Source organism: Nocardia sp. NPDC056564, assembly GCF_042793755.1.
Taxonomy (GTDB): Bacteria; Actinomycetota; Actinomycetes; order Mycobacteriales; family Mycobacteriaceae; genus Nocardia.
In genome coordinates this window covers 213,697-230,349 of record NZ_JBHTUR010000013.1, presented here as the reverse complement: position 1 = coordinate 230,349, position 16,653 = coordinate 213,697, and the positions used below count along the sequence as shown (strand labels likewise).

Annotated in this window: 14 protein-coding genes; 3 read left to right on the top strand and 11 right to left on the bottom strand. The window is 70.1% G+C overall.

The features are described 5' to 3' along the window. Nucleotides 1-15: 15 nt before the first annotated feature. The 7 genes from ACFQ9K_RS29265 to ACFQ9K_RS29235 form a co-directional block, all read right to left on the bottom strand. Nucleotides 16-1,149 (bottom strand): histidinol-phosphate transaminase, encoded by a 1,134-nt coding sequence (locus ACFQ9K_RS29265; RefSeq protein ID WP_378716163.1) that lies wholly within the window; start codon nt 1,147-1,149, stop codon nt 16-18. Next, complete coding sequence (hisD, locus tag ACFQ9K_RS29260) at nt 1,146-2,483, bottom strand: histidinol dehydrogenase (RefSeq protein ID WP_378716160.1); 1,338 nt, start codon at nt 2,481-2,483, stop codon at nt 1,146-1,148. Before hisD ends, ACFQ9K_RS29265 begins: the two co-directional genes overlap by 4 nt. Before the next feature lie 208 nt (nt 2,484-2,691). Further along, nucleotides 2,692-4,215, bottom strand: a complete 1,524-nt coding sequence (locus tag ACFQ9K_RS29255; RefSeq protein ID WP_378716158.1) for a protein kinase — start codon at nt 4,213-4,215, stop codon at nt 2,692-2,694. A 210-nt stretch (nt 4,216-4,425) separates the two neighbouring features. Further along, complete coding sequence (locus ACFQ9K_RS29250) at nt 4,426-6,174, bottom strand: penicillin-binding transpeptidase domain-containing protein (protein WP_378716155.1); 1,749 nt, start codon at nt 6,172-6,174, stop codon at nt 4,426-4,428. A 61-nt stretch (nt 6,175-6,235) separates the two neighbouring features. Continuing rightward, complete coding sequence (locus ACFQ9K_RS29245; RefSeq protein ID WP_378716153.1) at nt 6,236-7,102, bottom strand: arylamine N-acetyltransferase; 867 nt, start codon at nt 7,100-7,102, stop codon at nt 6,236-6,238. Nucleotides 7,103-7,194: 92 nt separating this feature from the next. Next, the gene (locus tag ACFQ9K_RS29240; protein ID WP_378716150.1) at nt 7,195-8,070 is read right to left on the bottom strand and encodes an alpha/beta hydrolase family protein; all 876 of its coding nucleotides are present in this window, start codon (nt 8,068-8,070) and stop codon (nt 7,195-7,197) included. Between the two features lie 194 nt (nt 8,071-8,264). Then, nucleotides 8,265-9,455: an MFS transporter gene (locus ACFQ9K_RS29235; protein WP_378716148.1), complete on the bottom strand. Its 1,191-nt coding sequence runs from the start codon at nt 9,453-9,455 to the stop codon at nt 8,265-8,267. Nucleotides 9,456-9,564: 109 nt separating this feature from the next. Between ACFQ9K_RS29235 and ACFQ9K_RS29230 the strand changes: the two genes are divergently transcribed. The 3 genes from ACFQ9K_RS29230 to ACFQ9K_RS29220 are packed head-to-tail and all read left to right on the top strand — an operon-like array spanning nt 9,565 to nt 11,656. Continuing rightward, nucleotides 9,565-9,906 (top strand): ArsR/SmtB family transcription factor, encoded by a 342-nt coding sequence (locus tag ACFQ9K_RS29230; RefSeq protein ID WP_378716145.1) that lies wholly within the window; start codon nt 9,565-9,567, stop codon nt 9,904-9,906. A gap of 56 nt (nt 9,907-9,962) precedes the next feature. Next, entirely contained in the window at nt 9,963-10,448 is a 486-nt protein-coding gene (locus ACFQ9K_RS29225; protein ID WP_378716142.1) for a tellurite resistance TerB family protein, read from the top strand. Nucleotides 10,449-10,477: 29 nt separating this feature from the next. Beyond that, nucleotides 10,478-11,656: a winged helix DNA-binding domain-containing protein gene (locus tag ACFQ9K_RS29220; protein WP_378716140.1), complete on the top strand. Its 1,179-nt coding sequence runs from the start codon at nt 10,478-10,480 to the stop codon at nt 11,654-11,656. Here the strand turns inward: ACFQ9K_RS29220 and ACFQ9K_RS29215 are convergent, their stop codons facing one another. The 4 genes from ACFQ9K_RS29215 to ACFQ9K_RS29200 all read right to left on the bottom strand — a co-directional run bounded on the left by ACFQ9K_RS29215 (nt 11,657) and on the right by ACFQ9K_RS29200 (nt 16,650). After that, nucleotides 11,657-12,547, bottom strand: a complete 891-nt coding sequence (locus tag ACFQ9K_RS29215) for an alpha/beta hydrolase family protein (RefSeq protein ID WP_378716137.1) — start codon at nt 12,545-12,547, stop codon at nt 11,657-11,659. Nucleotides 12,548-12,946: 399 nt separating this feature from the next. After that, complete coding sequence (locus ACFQ9K_RS29210) at nt 12,947-13,906, bottom strand: alpha/beta hydrolase family protein (RefSeq protein WP_378716136.1); 960 nt, start codon at nt 13,904-13,906, stop codon at nt 12,947-12,949. A 144-nt stretch (nt 13,907-14,050) separates the two neighbouring features. Next, the gene (nadC, locus tag ACFQ9K_RS29205; RefSeq protein ID WP_378716134.1) at nt 14,051-14,911 is read right to left on the bottom strand and encodes a carboxylating nicotinate-nucleotide diphosphorylase; all 861 of its coding nucleotides are present in this window, start codon (nt 14,909-14,911) and stop codon (nt 14,051-14,053) included. Nucleotides 14,912-15,000: 89 nt separating this feature from the next. Beyond that, the gene (locus ACFQ9K_RS29200) at nt 15,001-16,650 is read right to left on the bottom strand and encodes an L-aspartate oxidase (protein WP_378716131.1); all 1,650 of its coding nucleotides are present in this window, start codon (nt 16,648-16,650) and stop codon (nt 15,001-15,003) included. Nucleotides 16,651-16,653: the final 3 nt, after the last annotated feature.

Here is a 16,653-nt window from a genome sequence, read left to right as displayed (position 1 = left end):
CCTCCACAGGCGGATTCATCGGGGCGTCACGTCGGTGTGCACCAGAATGCGGCTGACTCTCAGGAGTTCGTCGTTCTCCGCGGCCAGCCCGATGGTGGTGCGCAGGTAGCCGGGGATGCCGACATCGCGGATCAGCACGCCATGATCAAGATACCGCTGCCAGCTCGCGGATGCGTCGGTGAACCGGCCGAACAGCAGGAAGTTCGCGTCGCTCGGGATCACCTCGAAGCCGATCTCGGCCAACGCCGCCGCGACCCGATCCCGTTGCGCGGCAAGCTCCGCGACGCTGCCGAGGGTTTCGTCGGCATGCCGCAACGCCGCGCGCGCGGCCGCCTGGGTGACCACCGACAGGTGATACGGCAACCGCACCAGCAGCATCGCCTCGATCACCGCGGGCGCGGCGACGAGGTAACCGAGGCGCCCACCGGCGAAGGCGAACGCCTTGCTCATGGTCCTGGTCACCACCAGTTTCGCCGGGAACCGGTCGATCAACTCGATGGCGCTCGGCTGCGCGGAGAACTCCCCGTACGCCTCGTCGACCACCACGATGCCCGGCGCCGCCGCGAGGATCCGCGCGAGGTCATCCTGCGGAATGCTGTGCCCGGTCGGGTTGTTCGGGCTGGTCACGAACACCACGTTCGGCGAGCGCTCCGCGATGGCGGCCACCGCGTAGTCGATGTCGAGGGCGAAGTCCGCGTTGCGCTTGGCCTCGACCCACTCGGTGTCGATGCCCTCGGAGATGATCGGGTGCATCGAGTACGACGGCACGAAACCCAGTGCGCTGCGGCCCGGTCCGCCGAACGCCTGCAACAGCTGCTGCAGGATCTCGTTGGAACCGTTTGCCGCCCAGACATTGTCGGCGTCCACCGCGACACCCGTCTGCCTGGTCAGGTATTCGGCCAGGTCGCCGCGCAGCGCCACCGCGTCCCGGTCCGGGTAGCGGTGCAGGTCGGCGGCGGCGATCCGAATGGATTCGGCGACGTCGTCGACCAGCGCCCGGCTCGGCGGGTGCGGGTTCTCGTTGGTGTTCAGCTGCACCGGCACGGTCAATTGCGGTGCGCCGTAAGGCTTCTTGCCGCGCAGGTTGTCCCGCAGCGGTAGGTCGTCCAGGCTGATGTCCGCGCCCGGCACGGTGGCCTGGCGGGTCATGACAGCGCCTCGAAACGCGCCTGCACGGCCTGGCCGTGCGCGGGCAGGTCCTCGGCGTTGGCCAGCGCGACCACGTGCCCGGCGACGTCCTTCAACGCCGCCTCGGTGTAGTCGACGACGTGGATGCCGCGCAGGAACGTCTGCACGCTCAAACCCGAAGAGTGCCGGGCACATCCGGCCGTCGGCAGCACGTGGTTGGAGCCTGCGCAGTAGTCGCCGAGGCTCACCGGGGCGTACGCGCCGACGAAAATCGCACCGGCGCTGCGCACTCGGGCCGCCACCGCGGCGGCCTCGGCGGTCTGGATCTCCAGGTGTTCGGCCGCGTAGGCGTTCACCACCCGCAGGCCCTGCTCGATGTCGTCGACCAGCACCGTCCCGGACTGCTTGCCGTGCAGCGCCTCGGTCACCCGGTCGGCGTGCTTCACCACGGTCAGCTGCCGGGTCAGCGCCGCGTCCACCGCGTCGGCCAGCTCCGGGCTGTCGGTGACCAGCACGCTGGCCGCGAGCACGTCGTGCTCGGCCTGGCTGATCAGGTCCGCGGCGACGTGCACCGGGTCGGCGGTCGCGTCGGCCAGGATCGCGATCTCGGTCGGGCCCGCCTCGGCGTCGATGCCGACCAGCCCGCGGCACAGCCGCTTGGCCGCGGTGACGTAGATGTTGCCCGGCCCGGTGATCAGGTCCACCGGCTCCAGCTGCGCGCCGTCGGTGTCGACGCCGCCGTAGGACAGCAGCGCGACGCCCTGTGCCCCGCCGACCGCCCACACCTCGTCGACGCCGAGCAACTGCGCGGCAGCCAGGATGGTCGGGTGCGGCAGGCCGCCGAACTGCGCCTGCGGCGGCGAGGCCACCACCAGCGAGCCCACGCCCGCGGTCTGCGCGGGCACCACGTTCATCACCACGCTGGAGGGGTAGACGGCGTTGCCGCCGGGCACGTACAGCCCGACCCGCTCCACCGGCACCCACCGCTCGGTCACCGTGCCACCGGGCACCACCTCGGTGGTCTTGTCGGTGCGCCGCTGATCGGCGTGCACCTTCCTGGCCCTGGCGATGGACTCCACCAGCGCCGCGCGCACCGCGGGATCCAGCTCGTCGAGCGCCTTTTCCAGCTCGGCCGCGGGTACCCGCACCGTCGCCGGGCTGATCCCGTCGAACCGCTCGCTGTACTCCTGAGCCGCCGCGACGCCGCGCTCCCGGATCGCCTCGACCACCGGCCGCACATGATGCAGCACCGAGTCGACGTCGACTCCCCCGCGCGGCAGCGCGGCGCGCAGCTCGGCAACGGAGGGAGTGCGACCGCGCAGATCAACGCGGGCGAGCTCGATGCGGGTAGTCATGTGGTGTCGATCCTTGTCCTCAGCCGATTCCGCAACAGGAAAGTTGCAGCTACCAGCCTATCCGCCCACCGCCAACGGTTATCCGCACGGTCCGCCCGGCTGCGCCCCGCGGCTCACCGGCAGCGCACGGCACCGGCGCCGACCAGCTCAGTTACCGCGATAACCGGTGATCAGCGGACGTCGGCGCGCCGGCCGGCTGCCACCGAGATCAGGACAGGTTCGGGAAGCGCGTGTCGCTGTCGATGAGCAGCTTCCCACCGGAGCTGATCACCCGCAGGACCAGCGGCTTGTCCTGGCCGTCGATGATCAGGCTGTCCAGCTTGATATCCAACGATCCGTCCGCGCCGCTGTCGCCGTACTTCTTGATGCTGGTGAAGTTCTCGACCGTGTGCGCGTCCCAGTACTGGCGGAACCCGGTTTCGGTGCCGTAGACCTTCTGCGCCGCCGGCGTCAGGATGGACCACGATCCGGCTGCATCGTCGTAGAACCGCTTCACCAGCGCGGCCGCAGGGCCCTCGGCGACCTTCCCATCACTGGTGGTCTTCCCCGGCGTTCCGGTCGGCGGAGCCGAACTCGGCCCACCGCTGGCCGCACTCGTGGCCGGCGGGCCCGCATTCACCGTCGGCGAATTCGAGTCCTTCTGGCTCAACGCGCCGATCAGGATCGCGGCTACCGCCACAACCGCGCCGATCGCGGCGCCGATGATGATGGCCTTGCTCTTGCCACCGGACTTGCGCGGCACCGGGCGCGGCTGGGCCTGCGTACGTGGATGGGTGGCGGTGTTCGGCTGGGCGGGGCGGCGCGGCGGGTGCTGCGGGCGCGGCGCGGGCTGCTGCTGGCGCGGCTGCCGTTCGGCGGGCTGATGCGCAGGCGCGGAGACCGCCGACGGGCGCAGCGCACGCGTCGCCGATTCCGGTGCGCCGTTGCGGCGGCGCACGAAAGCCTCACTGGCGGGCACGAATCCGGCGGCCACCGGCGCGGGGCCGGAGTCGGCGAACGCGGCCAGGTGGTCGAGGGCGGCCCGCATGGTCGGCCGGTCCTGCGGTTCCGGGCTGAGCAGGTCGAGCAGGAAATCCGTTGCGGGACCGGCGTTTCGCGGCTCGCTGACCTGGCCGTTGGCCGCGGCGTACAGCACCGCGAGCGGGTTGGCGTTCGCGCCGTACGGCGGCTCGCCCTCCAGCGCGTGGAAAAGAGTTGCGCCCAAGGCGAATACGTCCGAGGCCGGCGTCGGGTCCGCGCCGCGCGCCATCTCCGGCGCGAGATAGGCGGCGGTGCCGCAGATCAGCCCGGTCTCGGTGAGCGTGACGTCACCGGCGGCGCGGGAGATGCCGAAGTCGGTGATCTTCACCGTGCCGTGGTCGTCGAGCAGGATGTTGCCCGGCTTCACATCCCGGTGCACGATGCCCGCGTCGTGCGCGGCGATCAGCGCCGAGGCGACCTGTTCGCCGATCCGCGCCACCTGGGTCAGCGGCAGCGGGCCCTGCGCGGACAGCACGCCGGCCAGGCTGTTGGATTTCAGGTACTCCATCACCAGGCAGGGATCACCCTGATGCTCGGTGATGTCGAACACCACGATGGCGTTCGGATGCTGGAAACGAGCGGCGTTGCGGGCCTCGCGAATGGCACGCTGGCGCACCACATCACGCTCGGCCTCGGGGAGGCTCGGCTTGATGTGGATCTGCTTGACGGCCACCGAGCGTTGCAGACGCTCGTCGATGGCACGCCAAACCACGCCTGTGCCGCCGCTACCAATCCGCTCGACCAGGCGGTAATGCTCCGCGATCAACTGACCGGTATCGATGGCGCCTACTCCGAACCTTCTCGAAATCGTGACATCCCGCATATTGCTTACAGACGCGGTCCGGGGACGAGTGTAGCGGGCCGCGCGACTTCGGTCCGCGCCAGCACGGGCATATTCTCCGCCCACATCGGCGCGCCGGAACTAATGCGCCGCTCGCAGCATCCGTCCGGCCGCGTCCACCGCGGGCCCAGAGCTGTTGGCATCGTTGATGAATACGGCAAATGCCAGGTCATCGACGATGCCGACGAACCAGCCGTGCGCGTGCTTGTCGTCGATGAATTCGGCGGTGCCGGTCTTGCCGAGCAAGCCCGGGATGTCGCGCAGCTGCGTGGCGGTTCCGGCGGTGACGGTTTCCCGCATCATGGCCTTGACCTGGTCGGCAACGGTCGCGGGCAGCGGGGCGGGCGTCTTGTCCGGTGTGCCGGGCAGACCCTTGACGATCGTCGGCGCGGGCACCGAGCCGCGCGCGATCGACGCGGCGACCAGCGCCATACCGAACGGCGTCGCGGTCACCTGGCCCTGCCCGATCGCGGATTCCACGCGCAGCGCCGGGGTGTCCGCGGGCGGCACCTTGCCGGTGACGGTGGTCAGCCCGGGTGTGACGTAGTCGATGCCGAGACCGAGTTGCGCGGCCGCGTTCGTCAGCGCGTCGGCGGGCAGTTTCACCCCGAGCTCGCCCATCGTGGTGTTGCACGAACGCGCGAACGCGGTATGTAGCGGGACTTGTCCGAGGTCGAAATTGTTGTCGTTGGGGATCTTGCGGCCCTCGATGTTCGCCACGCCCGGGCAGGGCAGCACCGTGTCCGGGGTGACCGTGCCCGCCTGCAGCGCGGCCGAGACGGTCACCGTCTTGAACGTCGAACCCGGCGGGTAGAGCCCGGTGAGCGCGATCGGGCCCTGCGCGTCGGCGGCGCCGTTCTGCGCGACCGCGACGACATTGCCGGTGGACGGCTGCAACGCGACGATCGCCGCGGGCTGCGGGATCGGCGCCAGCGCCGCCTCGGCCGCCTGTTGCAGGTCGATGTTCAGCGTGGTCGCGATGTCGGCGGTCGGCTTCGGATCCGCGCCGCCCACCCGCTGCGTGCCGTCGCCGGTCTGCGCGCGCACCGCCCAGCCGGCGTTGTCGTCGGCGTTCTTCTGCCACAGCTCGGCCAGCCCGGACAGGGTGGGCGAGGCGAGCGACTTGTCGTTGGTGAGCAGCCTGGTCTGCGGGGCGAGCGTGACGCCGGGCAGGCCGGACAGCTGCGCCTGGATCGGCGCCAGATCGGCGTCGCGCAGGCTGATCGCGGTGACCGGTTTGCCCTGCGCCGCAGCCAGTTCCGACTGCAACGAGGCCGCGGTGATGCCGGGTGAGATCGGGCCGAGCAGACCGGCGAGCGCGACGAGGTCGGCGCCGGGGCTCACGTTGACCAGGGTGACCACCTGCTGGGTCATCAACTCGCCGCCGGTCGAATCGAGGATGCGGGACGGCTGCGGGTAGACCGCGCTGTAACTCAGCGGGCCCGCGGCCAGGCCGGGAGCGACCGTGTCCGGGTTCCACTTGACCTTCCAGCCGTCGCTGTCGTTCGCGGTGCCGGTGGTCGTGTAGGTCCACTCGGCCTTGCCGTCCTTGCCCAGCTTCCAGGTGGCGGCCAGCGTGAAGGTGTTCTTGTCGATCGAGCGGACGTCGAAGCGGACCTCTTTGCCGAGACCGTCGTAGAGCTTGCCGAGGGCGTCGGCGGCCTTCGCCGGATCGTCGGTCAGCGCGGCCGCGGCCGCGACATCGTCGCGGTTCAGCGCGTCGGCGAACTGGCCTGCGACCGTGTCCGGCTGGTCCGGACCGGACGAGCAGGCGGCGAGCACGAGCGCGGGTGCGGCGAACAGGACGAGGTAATTCCGGTGGGTACGCACCCCGCCGACTGTATCTGGCGGTCTCGGCGGGGTGGGCGCGGCTATGCCGGGGCGGCCTGGTTCATGCGGTCCGCCACGAGCCCGTGACCAGGGCCGCGGCGTCGGTTTCGGTGAGGTCGATGGCGAACTCCTCGGACAGGATCTTCGGCAGTTCGCTCGCCTCGATGAGGCGGGTTTCGCCGGTGCCGTCCGGGCGTTCGGTGATCAGCGTGGTGCCGTCGACGGTCAGGTGCACGTCCGGGGCGAAGTGCTGCACGTAAGGGCGGGTGGTGAACGGCGAACGCGGCGAGGTGGAGACGAAGTGGCTGCCGACCGCGAAGTCGATGCGGTACTGCGGGGTGGTCGCGAAGGTGTAGCGGCTGATCCAGCCGTCCTTGCCGAACTGATGCAGCACCCACAGGTCGCTGTCCAGCTCGCCGCGGGTGTACTCGAGCCGGAACTTCCACGCGCCCGCGGTGAATTCGTTTGTCTCCGTAGACAGTTCGAAGGGCTCGAGCGGGCCGGAACCGAAACCGACGTCGCACAGCCATACTCGGTCGTCGTCCTCGGTGGTCACGCGCAGGAGGGCGTGCGTCGCGGGGCGCACGCCCTCGTCCGCGCCCATGGTGACCCGGGCGCTCAGCGCGGTGATGCCGAACCCGAGGCGTTCCAGCGCGGCCGCGAACAGGCCGACATGCTCGTAGCAGTAGCCGCCGCGGCGCTGCCGAATCAGCTTGTTCTGCAACGACTCCAGGTCGAGCAGGATGGGGCGGCCGAGCAGGATCTCCAGGTTCTCGAACGGGATCGAGGTGGTGTGCGCGCGTACCAGCTCGCGCAGCGTCGCCACCGTCGGCGCCCGCTCGCCCGCGAACCCGATGCGCGCGAAGTACCCGTCCAGGTCCAGTTCCGCGCCGTTCCAGTGATACGCCGGGTCCGTCGGCTTGCTCATCTCGTCCTCACTTCGTCGTCGATGTCGTCAACCACAACCGCAGGTGATCGCGATCCTGTTCCCGGCCGGGATCATCGGCGCCCGCCACCCGCTCAAGCGGCGCACTTGGCCTCGGGCGGGGCGGGCGGTGCGGTGGCGATGCCATGGGCGACGTCGACCAGGTAGTCGCGGTCCGGGCCGTCCGCGGGTTCGATGCCGAGCAGCAGCCGCTCCACCACGCAGCCGCCCTCGAAGTAGGCGGGTCCGATGCTGTGATCGCCGGGGACCACGGCGCCGTAGAGATCGCGGCCGGTGACGACGGTGTACATCGAGGTGGGTTTGCCCGCGGCGAGCAGCCCGGCGCGCATCTCCAGCGTGGCCGGATACGGCACCACGGTGTCGCCGGTGCCGTGGATCAGGAACGCCCGCCGCACGCTCATCCGACCGGCGAGCAGCGCGGGCGAGCGCTCGGCATAGTTCTGCGGGCAGACGACGGGCGTGCACCCGCCCGCGTCCCGTTCGATCTGCGCGGGCAGTGCCGGATCGATCGTCGCCGAGAGCGACCACATCGTGAAATCGTCTGCCGGACCGTAATTGTCGACCCAGTAGTCGAACAGCCCGGCGGGTCCGTGCGCCGCCGCCAGCCCGCTCATGATCCCGCCCTGGCTCCAGCCCCACAGCACCGTGCGCGCGATCGAACGATGCTCGCCCCGGTACCACTGGGTCGCCGCGACGATGTCGCGCCAACCGGCCCAGAGATTCCACTCCCCCGTCCGCCACACACTGCTCGCCGACCGCAGATCCATCGACAGCACCGGCGCCCCCGTCCGCCGCGAGATCGACGTCAGATACCCCTCGAAGTCGCTCGACGACCCGTCGTACCCGTGCACCGCGACCACCAGATCCGTCGGCCCGGCCGCACTCGCCCCGCACGGGCTCGGCTCGTACACCCGCCCGGTGGCGTCCTCGCCGTCGACGGTCAACGTCACCGGCCGCACCACCACCCCCGTCCCGCATCCAGGCTCAGCCGAACCCGAAGGCGCGGTCACACCTACCAGCGCAACCAACAGTGCACCCACTGCCACCAGGACATATCCGCGCCTCATCCCCGAATAATGACACGCCACCACCCCCAGCCAACCAACCCATGCCGAACCCAACCCGCAGCCGCACACGCCCCGCGTCATGTGCCGGACGAGCGGCGGATGACCAGCACGCCGCCTGCGGTGGCAGCTGCGCTCACCACGACGGCGAAGGTGGTTGCACCGGCGGTCAGACCGATTGCGTCGCTGAGGAATCCGGCGATCAACGGGAGGACGGCGGCGGGGAGGTAGCCGCCGACGTTCTGGGCGGCGTTGGCCTCGGCGAGGCGGGCGGCGGGGACGGTGGCGCTGATCGCGGTGAGCCCGCCGAATTGGCCGAGGCCCTGGCCGATTCCGGCGAGCACGGCGGCGGTCGCGAAGAGGGTGAGCGAGGAAAGCTGGAGCGACAGGACGAGGGTCGACATGCTCGCCGTGGTCGCGACCGCGCCGCCGAGCAGGATCGTGCGCACCCGTAGGCGGCGCGCGGCGAACTGAATGCCGGTGGCGCCCAGGAACATCGCGAACGCCAGACCGCCCGCGATCACCCGGTTGGTGGCGCCGAGCAGATGCGCGAGCAGCGACGGCCCCAGCGACAGCACGAACGAGGTCGAGGTGATCCCCGGCGCGAATACCGCGATGCCGAGCAGCACCGCCGTCCGCCCACCCGGCGCCACCGCGGGAATCCGAATCCACGGGCCCCGCCCGCCTGCGCCCTTCGGCAGATCCAGCCGGGCGATCACGACGAAAGCCGAGAGGAGCAGCACGATCTCGACCACGAAGATGGTCACCGTCGGACCGGGCACGGTCTCCGACAGCACGCCGGACAACAGCGGCCCGAGCCCGGCCCCCAGCACCATCGCCGACGAAGCGGCCAGCGCCGCCAGCCGTTTGCGCTCCGGCCCACCCACATCGGTCACCGCCGCCATTCCCGCGGACACCGCCGCACCCACCGCGATACCGGTGAGCAACCGCGCAACCGCAAGCACCGCAACCGAACTCGCGGTGGCGAACAGCACGCACGCCAGCACCGCCAGTGCGATCGCGGGCATCAGCACCGGCTTGCGCCCCACCCGATCCGACACCACACCCGCGACCAGCAGCGCACCCAGCAGCCCGACGATGTAACTGGCGAAGATCACCGTCAGCGTGCCCGCGGAGAACCCGAGCTCGCGCTGCCACACCACATAGAGCGGCGTGGCCGCGTTCGACAGCACGAACACCGCCATGACCGGCCATGCCGCCGGCCACACGAGCCCGCTCCGGTTCACCCGGTGCGCAGTGAGCGTCGCCATCCCCACCTCCATTAGTTCGACTTTTCTCGTACCGATACGAACGGAGTCGAACTTAGCATCTAGTACGATAAAACACGTACAGGGCGCCCACACCCTCAGGAGTCCAGCGATGTCATCGACTACCCGAGTCCCCGACACCCGGCTGCCCGAGCCGGACCGGGCCGACCTACGCCTCGATCACGTGCTCGCCGCGCTCAGCGATCCATTGCGGCTCACCATGATTCAGAAGCTGCTCAACGAATCCCCGGATACCGACCGCTCCTGCGGCTGGTTCGACATCGACCGCCCGAAATCGACGCTCACCCATCACTTCCGGGTGCTGCGCGAGGCCGGCGTCACCCGCCAGCAGCGCTACGGTCTGGAGCGTCGCAGCAAGGTCCGCATCGACGATCTCGAGGCCCGCTTCCCCGGCCTGCTCGACCTGGTCCGCGCCTGGGAACCGGGGCACTGACGACGGATCCTGTTGCCGCCGGGAACGATCGGCGCGGGTCTGCTAAATTCCCGCGCATGGCCTTCTTGAACCGCCTGCTGTCCAACGCGAACCTGATCAGCACGCTGGTGGACAACGCGCCGAAATGGCAGGCGCAACTGCTGGCCAAGAAGAACGACCTGCGCGGCGGCTCCTTCCGCGACGCGAGCATGGGCATCTGCGCCCTGGTCGCGGCCGCCGACGGCAGCGTCGACCCGGCCGAACGAATGAAGGTGGCCAACCTGATCGCCGCCGATCAGGTGTTGCGGAACTTCCCCATCGACGACCTGCGCGCCCGGTTCGAGGACAACTGCAACCGCCTGACCAGCGACCCCGCCTTCGGCCGCGCCTACGTGCTCCAGCAGATCGGCAAGGCCGCGGGCAAGCCCACCGAGGCCGACGCGGTGATCCGGATCGGCATCATGATCGGCAACGCGGACGGCGACTTCGACCGGACCGAGATCGCCGCCGTCCGCGAGGCCTGCCAGACCCTCAACCTGAACCCGCAAGACTTCGGCCTCTGAACCGCACCCGCGAACGCTAGGCTTCGCTGATGCGTTCGATTGATGTGGCCGAGCGGCGGGCCCGCCTCGCGGTGCGGCATCGGCTGGCCGCGGCGAACCGGTCCGATCAGGTGACCGAGATCGTCCGGTCGATGGTGGTGCTGCACGCGACCGATCCGGCCACGGTGGTCCTGTCCGTCGGGTCGCGCAGCAACACTCTCATCCCGGCGGACGTCGAGCAGGCGCTCTACGACGACCGGACGCTGCTGCGCATGCTCGCGATGCGGCGGACCATGTTCGTCGCGCCGCTCGACCTGGTCCCGGCCTTGCAGGCGTCGTGCGCGGATGCGTTGGCGCACAAGCAGCGTCGCGCCTACCGCAAGTTCATCGAGCAATCGGGGGCGGTCGAGGGCGACGTCGCGAGCTGGCTGGACGAGGTCGAGACCGAGACCCACGACGCGCTGCTGGCCAGGGGTGCCGCCACCGGCGCGCAGCTGAGCAAGGACGTGCCCCGGCTGCGCACCCAGGTGGATCCCGCTCCGGGGAAGCCGTATTCGCGCCCGACCAACATCACCACCTGGGTGCTGGTGACCCTCGGCTGTGAAGGCCGGATCGTGCGCGGCCGCCCGAACGGCAGCTGGGCCAGCAGCCAATACACCTGGGAGCCCATCGAATCCTGGCTGCCCCAAGGGGTTCCGTCGATGCCGGCCGAGCGGGCGCGTGCCGAACTGCTCCGGCGGTGGTTGCATGCCTTCGGCCCGGCCCCGATCACCGACCTCAAGTGGTGGACCGGCTGGGGTCTCGGCGAAGTGCGCAAGGCGCTCACCGATCTCGACGTGGTCGAGGTCGATCTGGACGGCGGCACCGGCCTGCTGCTCGCCGATGACGTGGAACCCGTTGCCGCACCGGAACCTTGGGCCGCGCTGCTGCCCTGCCTTGATCCGACCCCGATGGGCTGGCAGTCCCGCGAGTGGTACCTCGGCCCGCACGCGCCGGCCCTGTTCGACACCAACGGCAATATCGGACCGACGGTGTGGTGGAACGGCCGCATCGTCGGCGGCTGGGCGCAGCGCGGTGACGGCGAAATCGTCTATCGCCTACTGGAAGACGTGGGCGCCGATGCCGTCGCGTTGATCGAGGCCGAGGCGGCGCGAACCGCCGCGTGGTTCGGCGACGTGCGCGCGATCCCCCGTTTCCGCACCCCGCTGCAACGCGAACTCACCGCCTGATCACGCCGTGCAGGTCGCGCCCGGCGGTGGCGGCGGCGCGGTGTCGACGCCGCCCAGCACGTTGATGACGTAGTCCCGAGCCGACCCGTCCACCGGTTCCAGCCCCTCGGCCACCCGCTCGACGACGCAGATGCCCTGCTGCCAGGTCGCTCCGACGTCGTGCAGGCCGGGTTGGATACCGCCGTCCGGAGTCCGCTCGGTGATCACCGTGTACATCGAGTACGGCTTGCCCGCCGCCGCCAAGGCGTTCTTCAGATCGACCGAATGCTGGTACGGCACATCGACATCGAAGAGCCCGTGGATCAGGAAGGTGCGCTCGGCGTTCAGCTTCGGCGCGATGGCGACCAGTGAACGGTCGGCATAGGCCTGCGGGCACTGCCGCGGTGTGCAGCCGCCCGCGTCGTGCTCGATCTGCGCCCGCTGTGCCGGGAAGAACGCGCTGGTGAGGTTCCAGTAGTCGACGATGTTCGTCGGGGCGAAGGCGTCGACCCAGTAGTCGAACAGCCCGGCGGGTCCGTACGCCGACGCCAATCCGGCCGTCAGCCCGCCTTGGCTCCAACCCCACAAAACGGTCTTGCCGACGGAGGGATGCTCGCCCTTGTACTGCTGCGTGAGCGCCACCGTGTCCTGCCATCCGGCCCACGGGTTGAACTCGCCGGGTTTCCACACACTGCCCTCGGCCCGCTGATCCAGCGTCAGCAGCGCGTCCCCGGTGCGCCGGGCCATTCCGGCCATGACCTCGGGATAGGAAGCCGCCGTCTCGCTGTAACCGTGCACCGCCACGATAAGACCGCGCGGCGCCAGATCACCGGGACTACACCGATACGGCTCATAAACGCGCCCGGTCGCCTGCTCCCCGTCGACCGTCGCCGCGACCGTCCGCACCGCCACGTCCCCGGGACACCCCGGTTCAGCCGACACCGACGGCGCAACGAGCCCCGACGCAACCACCACGGTCACGCTCGCCAACAACCACGCAACCACGCGCCGGCCACCAATCATCGCCGCATGGTACCCAGCAATGGCAAATACTCGGCTAACAGCCAAAGTCCGCAACCCCTACCCGAAGTAGTCCACATCACTCCCCCGGGAATCCGCCCCGACTCGAGCACACCCCCCAACAGCACCTGGTCAAATGATCACAAGGAACTGGTGCAGGCAACGACCGAGAGCCGACCAGCACCGGTTCCCTGTCGATTCGGACAATTCTGGCGACGACCGGTCTACCGCGTAGCGCGGGCGCGGGGGATCGCACGAGGGCGGCACACGCGGAATGGGGTGCGCGCGGAATCAAGCGGCGCAGGTCGCACCTGGTGGCGGGGCGGGGGCGGTGTCCACTCCGGCCAGCACATCGGTGACGTACTCGCGGGCGGGCCCGTCCACCGGCTCGAGCTCGGTAAGCAGCCGCTCGACCACGCAGGCTCCTTGGAACCAGACCGGTCCGATCCAGTGCGTGCCGGGCAGCACGGCTCCGTCCGGACCGCGCCCCGTCACCACCGTGTACATCGAGTACGGCTCCCCCGCCGCCGCGAGCGCGTTCTTCAGGTCGAGCGAATGCTGGTACGGGACAATCGGATCCGCGGTGCCGTGGACCAGGAACACCCGCTGCGCGCGCAGCTTCGCCGCGAGCGCCACGGTGGACCGGTCCGCGTAGGCCTGCGGGCAGACCGCGGGCGTGCAGTCACCGGCGTCGCGCTCGATCTGCGCGACCTGCGGCAGTCCCAGCGTGGTGCCCGCGTTCCAGTAGTCGACGGTGTTCGACGGACCCGCCGTGTCGACCCAGTAGTCGAACAACCCCGCAGGGCCGTACGCCAAGGCCAGCCCGCTCGTCATGCCGCCTTGGCTCCACCCCCACAGCACAGTTCTGCCGACCGTCGGATGCTCGCCCTTGTACCACTGCGCGGTCGCGACCACGTCGTGCCAACCGGCCCAGGGATTCCACTCCCCGGTCTTCCACTCGCTGTCCCCGCCGCGCTGATCGAGCGTCAGCAGCGTCGCACCGCTGCGCCGAGCGATCGCGGACATGACGTCCGGATAGTCGGACGACTTCTCGTTGAACCCGTGTACCGCGAGGATCAGCCGCGCCGGCGGCAGGTCACCGGCAACGCACCGATAGGGCTCGTAGGCCCACCCGTTCGACTGCTCGCCGTCGACCGCGACGGCGATCGGCCGGGCCGCGACACCGCCGCCGCAGTCCGGCTCGGCCGAGGCCGGCGGCGCACCGGCCCACGACACCGTAAGAATTGTCATGATCGACAGCACCGAGGCAAGCAGGCGACACCCGCTGTTCATTACGGCATCGTGGCACGGGCCTACGCGAATGTATTGCGTAACAACGGTAATGCGATCAAGACGAGACAACACACTCGTTGATCGGCACCGGAGATCGTTCCGCTACATGTCCAAGCCCAGGTCCAGCACGCGCACCGAGTGGGTCAACGCGCCGACCGCGAAGTAGTCGACACCGGTGCCCGCGTACTCGGCGGCCACCTCCAGGCTGAGTCCGCCGGAGGATTCCAGTTTCGTCTGTGGCGCCACCGCGTTGCGGCGTTGCACCGCCGATTGGGTCTGCCACAGCGGGAAGTTGTCGAGCAGGACGAGTTCCACGTTTTCCGCGAGCACGGCATCGAGTTGTTCGAGACTGTCCACCTCGACCTCGCAGGCGATGTCCGGGGCCAGCGCGCGGACGGCACGCAGCGCCTCGACCACCGAACCCGCGGCGGCCACATGGTTGTCCTTGATCAGCGCGGCATCGCCGAGACCCATCCGGTGGTTGACCCCACCGCCGACCCGGACCGCGTACTTCTGCAACGCGCGCAGACCGGGCAGCGTCTTGCGGCTGTCCCGGATCTTGCAGTCCGTGCCCGCGACCGCGTCGACCCAGGCTGCGGTGGCGGTGGCGATGCCGGAGAGGTGGCAGACCAGGTTCAGCATGGTGCGTTCGGCGGTGAGCAGGCCGCGGGTGGGGGCGACCACGGTGAGCACGGATTGGCCAGGGGTGACCCGGGTTCCGTCCGCGACGCGGCCGGTGACCTCGTAGTTCCCCGCGCCGATCACCTCGTCCAGCACCAGCAGCCCGACGTCGAGTCCGGCCACCGTGCCCGGCTGCCGCGGGACCACGGACGCCTTCGCCACAGCGTCGGCGGACACCGTCGCGGCGGTCGTGATGTCCGGACCGTAGCGCAGGTCCTCGTCGAGCGCGGTGCGGATGAGGGCAACCACCTCATCCCTGTCCAATTCACTGTCCAGAGCCATCAACCACTCCTCTATCTACTCGTACGTGCGACCGGGTCGAGTGGCACACCGGGGCAGAAGCTTGCCGCCGCCATGTGCCACTCGCCGGGCTATCGGTCGAGCCGGGGACGACCGTCCTCGTCAAGCACGACCGGCATGCTGTGGCGGAGGCGAGCGTCGGGCTCGGGGTGATCGGAACGGGTATGGCAGCCGCGGCTTTCGGTGCGGGCGGAGGCGGCGAGCAACAAGGTGCGTGCCGCCAGGGTGAGCGCCGCATCCTCGATTCCCGCGAGGCGCCTGGCGAACTCGTCCGGAGCCGCCTGCGCGACCGGTGCAGCGGTCGCACCCTCGAACGAGCCGCCCGGGGGCGATCCGGCCAAGTCGCCCGGTGCCGCGTCGCGCAGTGTCTCGCGTTGCGTCACTGCGTCTTCCATGCGCTTGATCGCCTCGTCCAACCCCGCCTGATCCCGCACCACCGAGGCGTGGTCGGTCATCAGTCGCTGCACCACAGCACGATCCGCGCTGTCGACGATCCGGGTAGGCAGGTCGGTGACTCGACCTCGCTCACCGAGCCGTTCGGCAGCGGCCGCGCCGACACGTTCGCCGACGACCAAGCCTTCGAGCAAGCTGTTGGACGCCAGCCGGTTAGCGCCGTGCAGACCGGTGCGCGCGACCTCGCCCGCGGCGTAGAGACCGGGCACCGCGGTGCGACCGTGCGGGTCGGTCATCACTCCGCCGCATTGATAGTGCGCCGCCGGAGCGACCGGAATCAGGTCGGTACCCGGATCGATGCCCACGGCGCGGCACGAGGCGGTGATCGTCGGAAACCGTTGCGGGAAGCCGTCGATCGCGCGTGCGTCGAGGTAGACGTGGTCCGTACCGAGCGCGCGCATCCGAGCCGCGATGGCCCGCGACACCACATCCCGCGGCGCCAGGTCGCCCCGCGGATGCACCCCGGCGGTCACCGAATCTCCTTCGGAATCCACCAGAATCCCGCCCTCGCCGCGCACCGCCTCACTGATCAGCGGACGACGCCCGAGCCCACCCGGCGTGTACAGCACCGTCGGGTGGAACTGCAAGAATTCCAGATCGGCTACTGCCGCCCCGGCCCGCAGCGCCAGCCCCACACCGTCGGCGGTCGCACCCGGCGGGTTGGTGCTGAGCGCGTAGAGCTGCCCGAGCCCACCGGTGGCCAACAGCACCGCAGGCGCGTGCACGACACCGAATCCCCGGTCCGACACCGCGAGAACGCCCTGCACACCGGTGGGGCCGGTGAGGATCTCACCCGCCGCCGCGCCGAACAGCACCGGCAGGCCCGCCGCGTTCAACGCCCGCTGCACCTCCGCGCCGGTGGCGTCGCCGCCCGCGTGGATGATCCGCCGGGTGCTGTGCCCGCCTTCGCGGGTCCGCGAGATCTGCCCGTCCCGGCCGAGATCGAAGACCGCGCCGAGGTCGGTCAGCGCCGCGACCGCGGCCTGCCCGCCCTCGACGATGGAGCGCACGGCGTCCACATCGCACAGGCCCGCGCCGGCCTCGACCGTGTCGTGCACGTGCGATTCGACCGAATCACCGTCCGGCGCGACAACAGCGATCCCGCCCTGGGCGTACTGGGTGGAGGTGTCGGTCGCGCCGCCCTTGCTGAGCGTCAGCACCCGCAACCCGCGCAGCGAGGCGGTGCGCGCCGCGGTGAGTCCCGCGACGCCACCGCCGATCACCACCAGATCGGCCTCGGTCTCCCAGTCGATCGACACCGGAGTCATTCG

Coding starts and splice junctions, on each gene's coding strand:
- nadC (WP_378716134.1), bottom strand. CDS start 14,911: ATGGCTCTGGACAGTGAATTGGACAGGGATGAGGTGGTTGCCCTCATC.
- ACFQ9K_RS29200 (WP_378716131.1), bottom strand. CDS start 16,650: ATGACTCCGGTGTCGATCGACTGGGAGACCGAGGCCGATCTGGTGGTG.
- ACFQ9K_RS29220 (WP_378716140.1), top strand. CDS start 10,478: ATGCGTTCGATTGATGTGGCCGAGCGGCGGGCCCGCCTCGCGGTGCGG.
- hisD (WP_378716160.1), bottom strand. CDS start 2,483: ATGACTACCCGCATCGAGCTCGCCCGCGTTGATCTGCGCGGTCGCACT.
- ACFQ9K_RS29245 (WP_378716153.1), bottom strand. CDS start 7,102: ATGAGCAAGCCGACGGACCCGGCGTATCACTGGAACGGCGCGGAACTG.
- ACFQ9K_RS29230 (WP_378716145.1), top strand. CDS start 9,565: ATGTCATCGACTACCCGAGTCCCCGACACCCGGCTGCCCGAGCCGGAC.
- ACFQ9K_RS29225 (WP_378716142.1), top strand. CDS start 9,963: ATGGCCTTCTTGAACCGCCTGCTGTCCAACGCGAACCTGATCAGCACG.
- ACFQ9K_RS29235 (WP_378716148.1), bottom strand. CDS start 9,455: ATGGCGACGCTCACTGCGCACCGGGTGAACCGGAGCGGGCTCGTGTGG.
- ACFQ9K_RS29210 (WP_378716136.1), bottom strand. CDS start 13,906: ATGACAATTCTTACGGTGTCGTGGGCCGGTGCGCCGCCGGCCTCGGCC.
- ACFQ9K_RS29265 (WP_378716163.1), bottom strand. CDS start 1,149: ATGACCCGCCAGGCCACCGTGCCGGGCGCGGACATCAGCCTGGACGAC.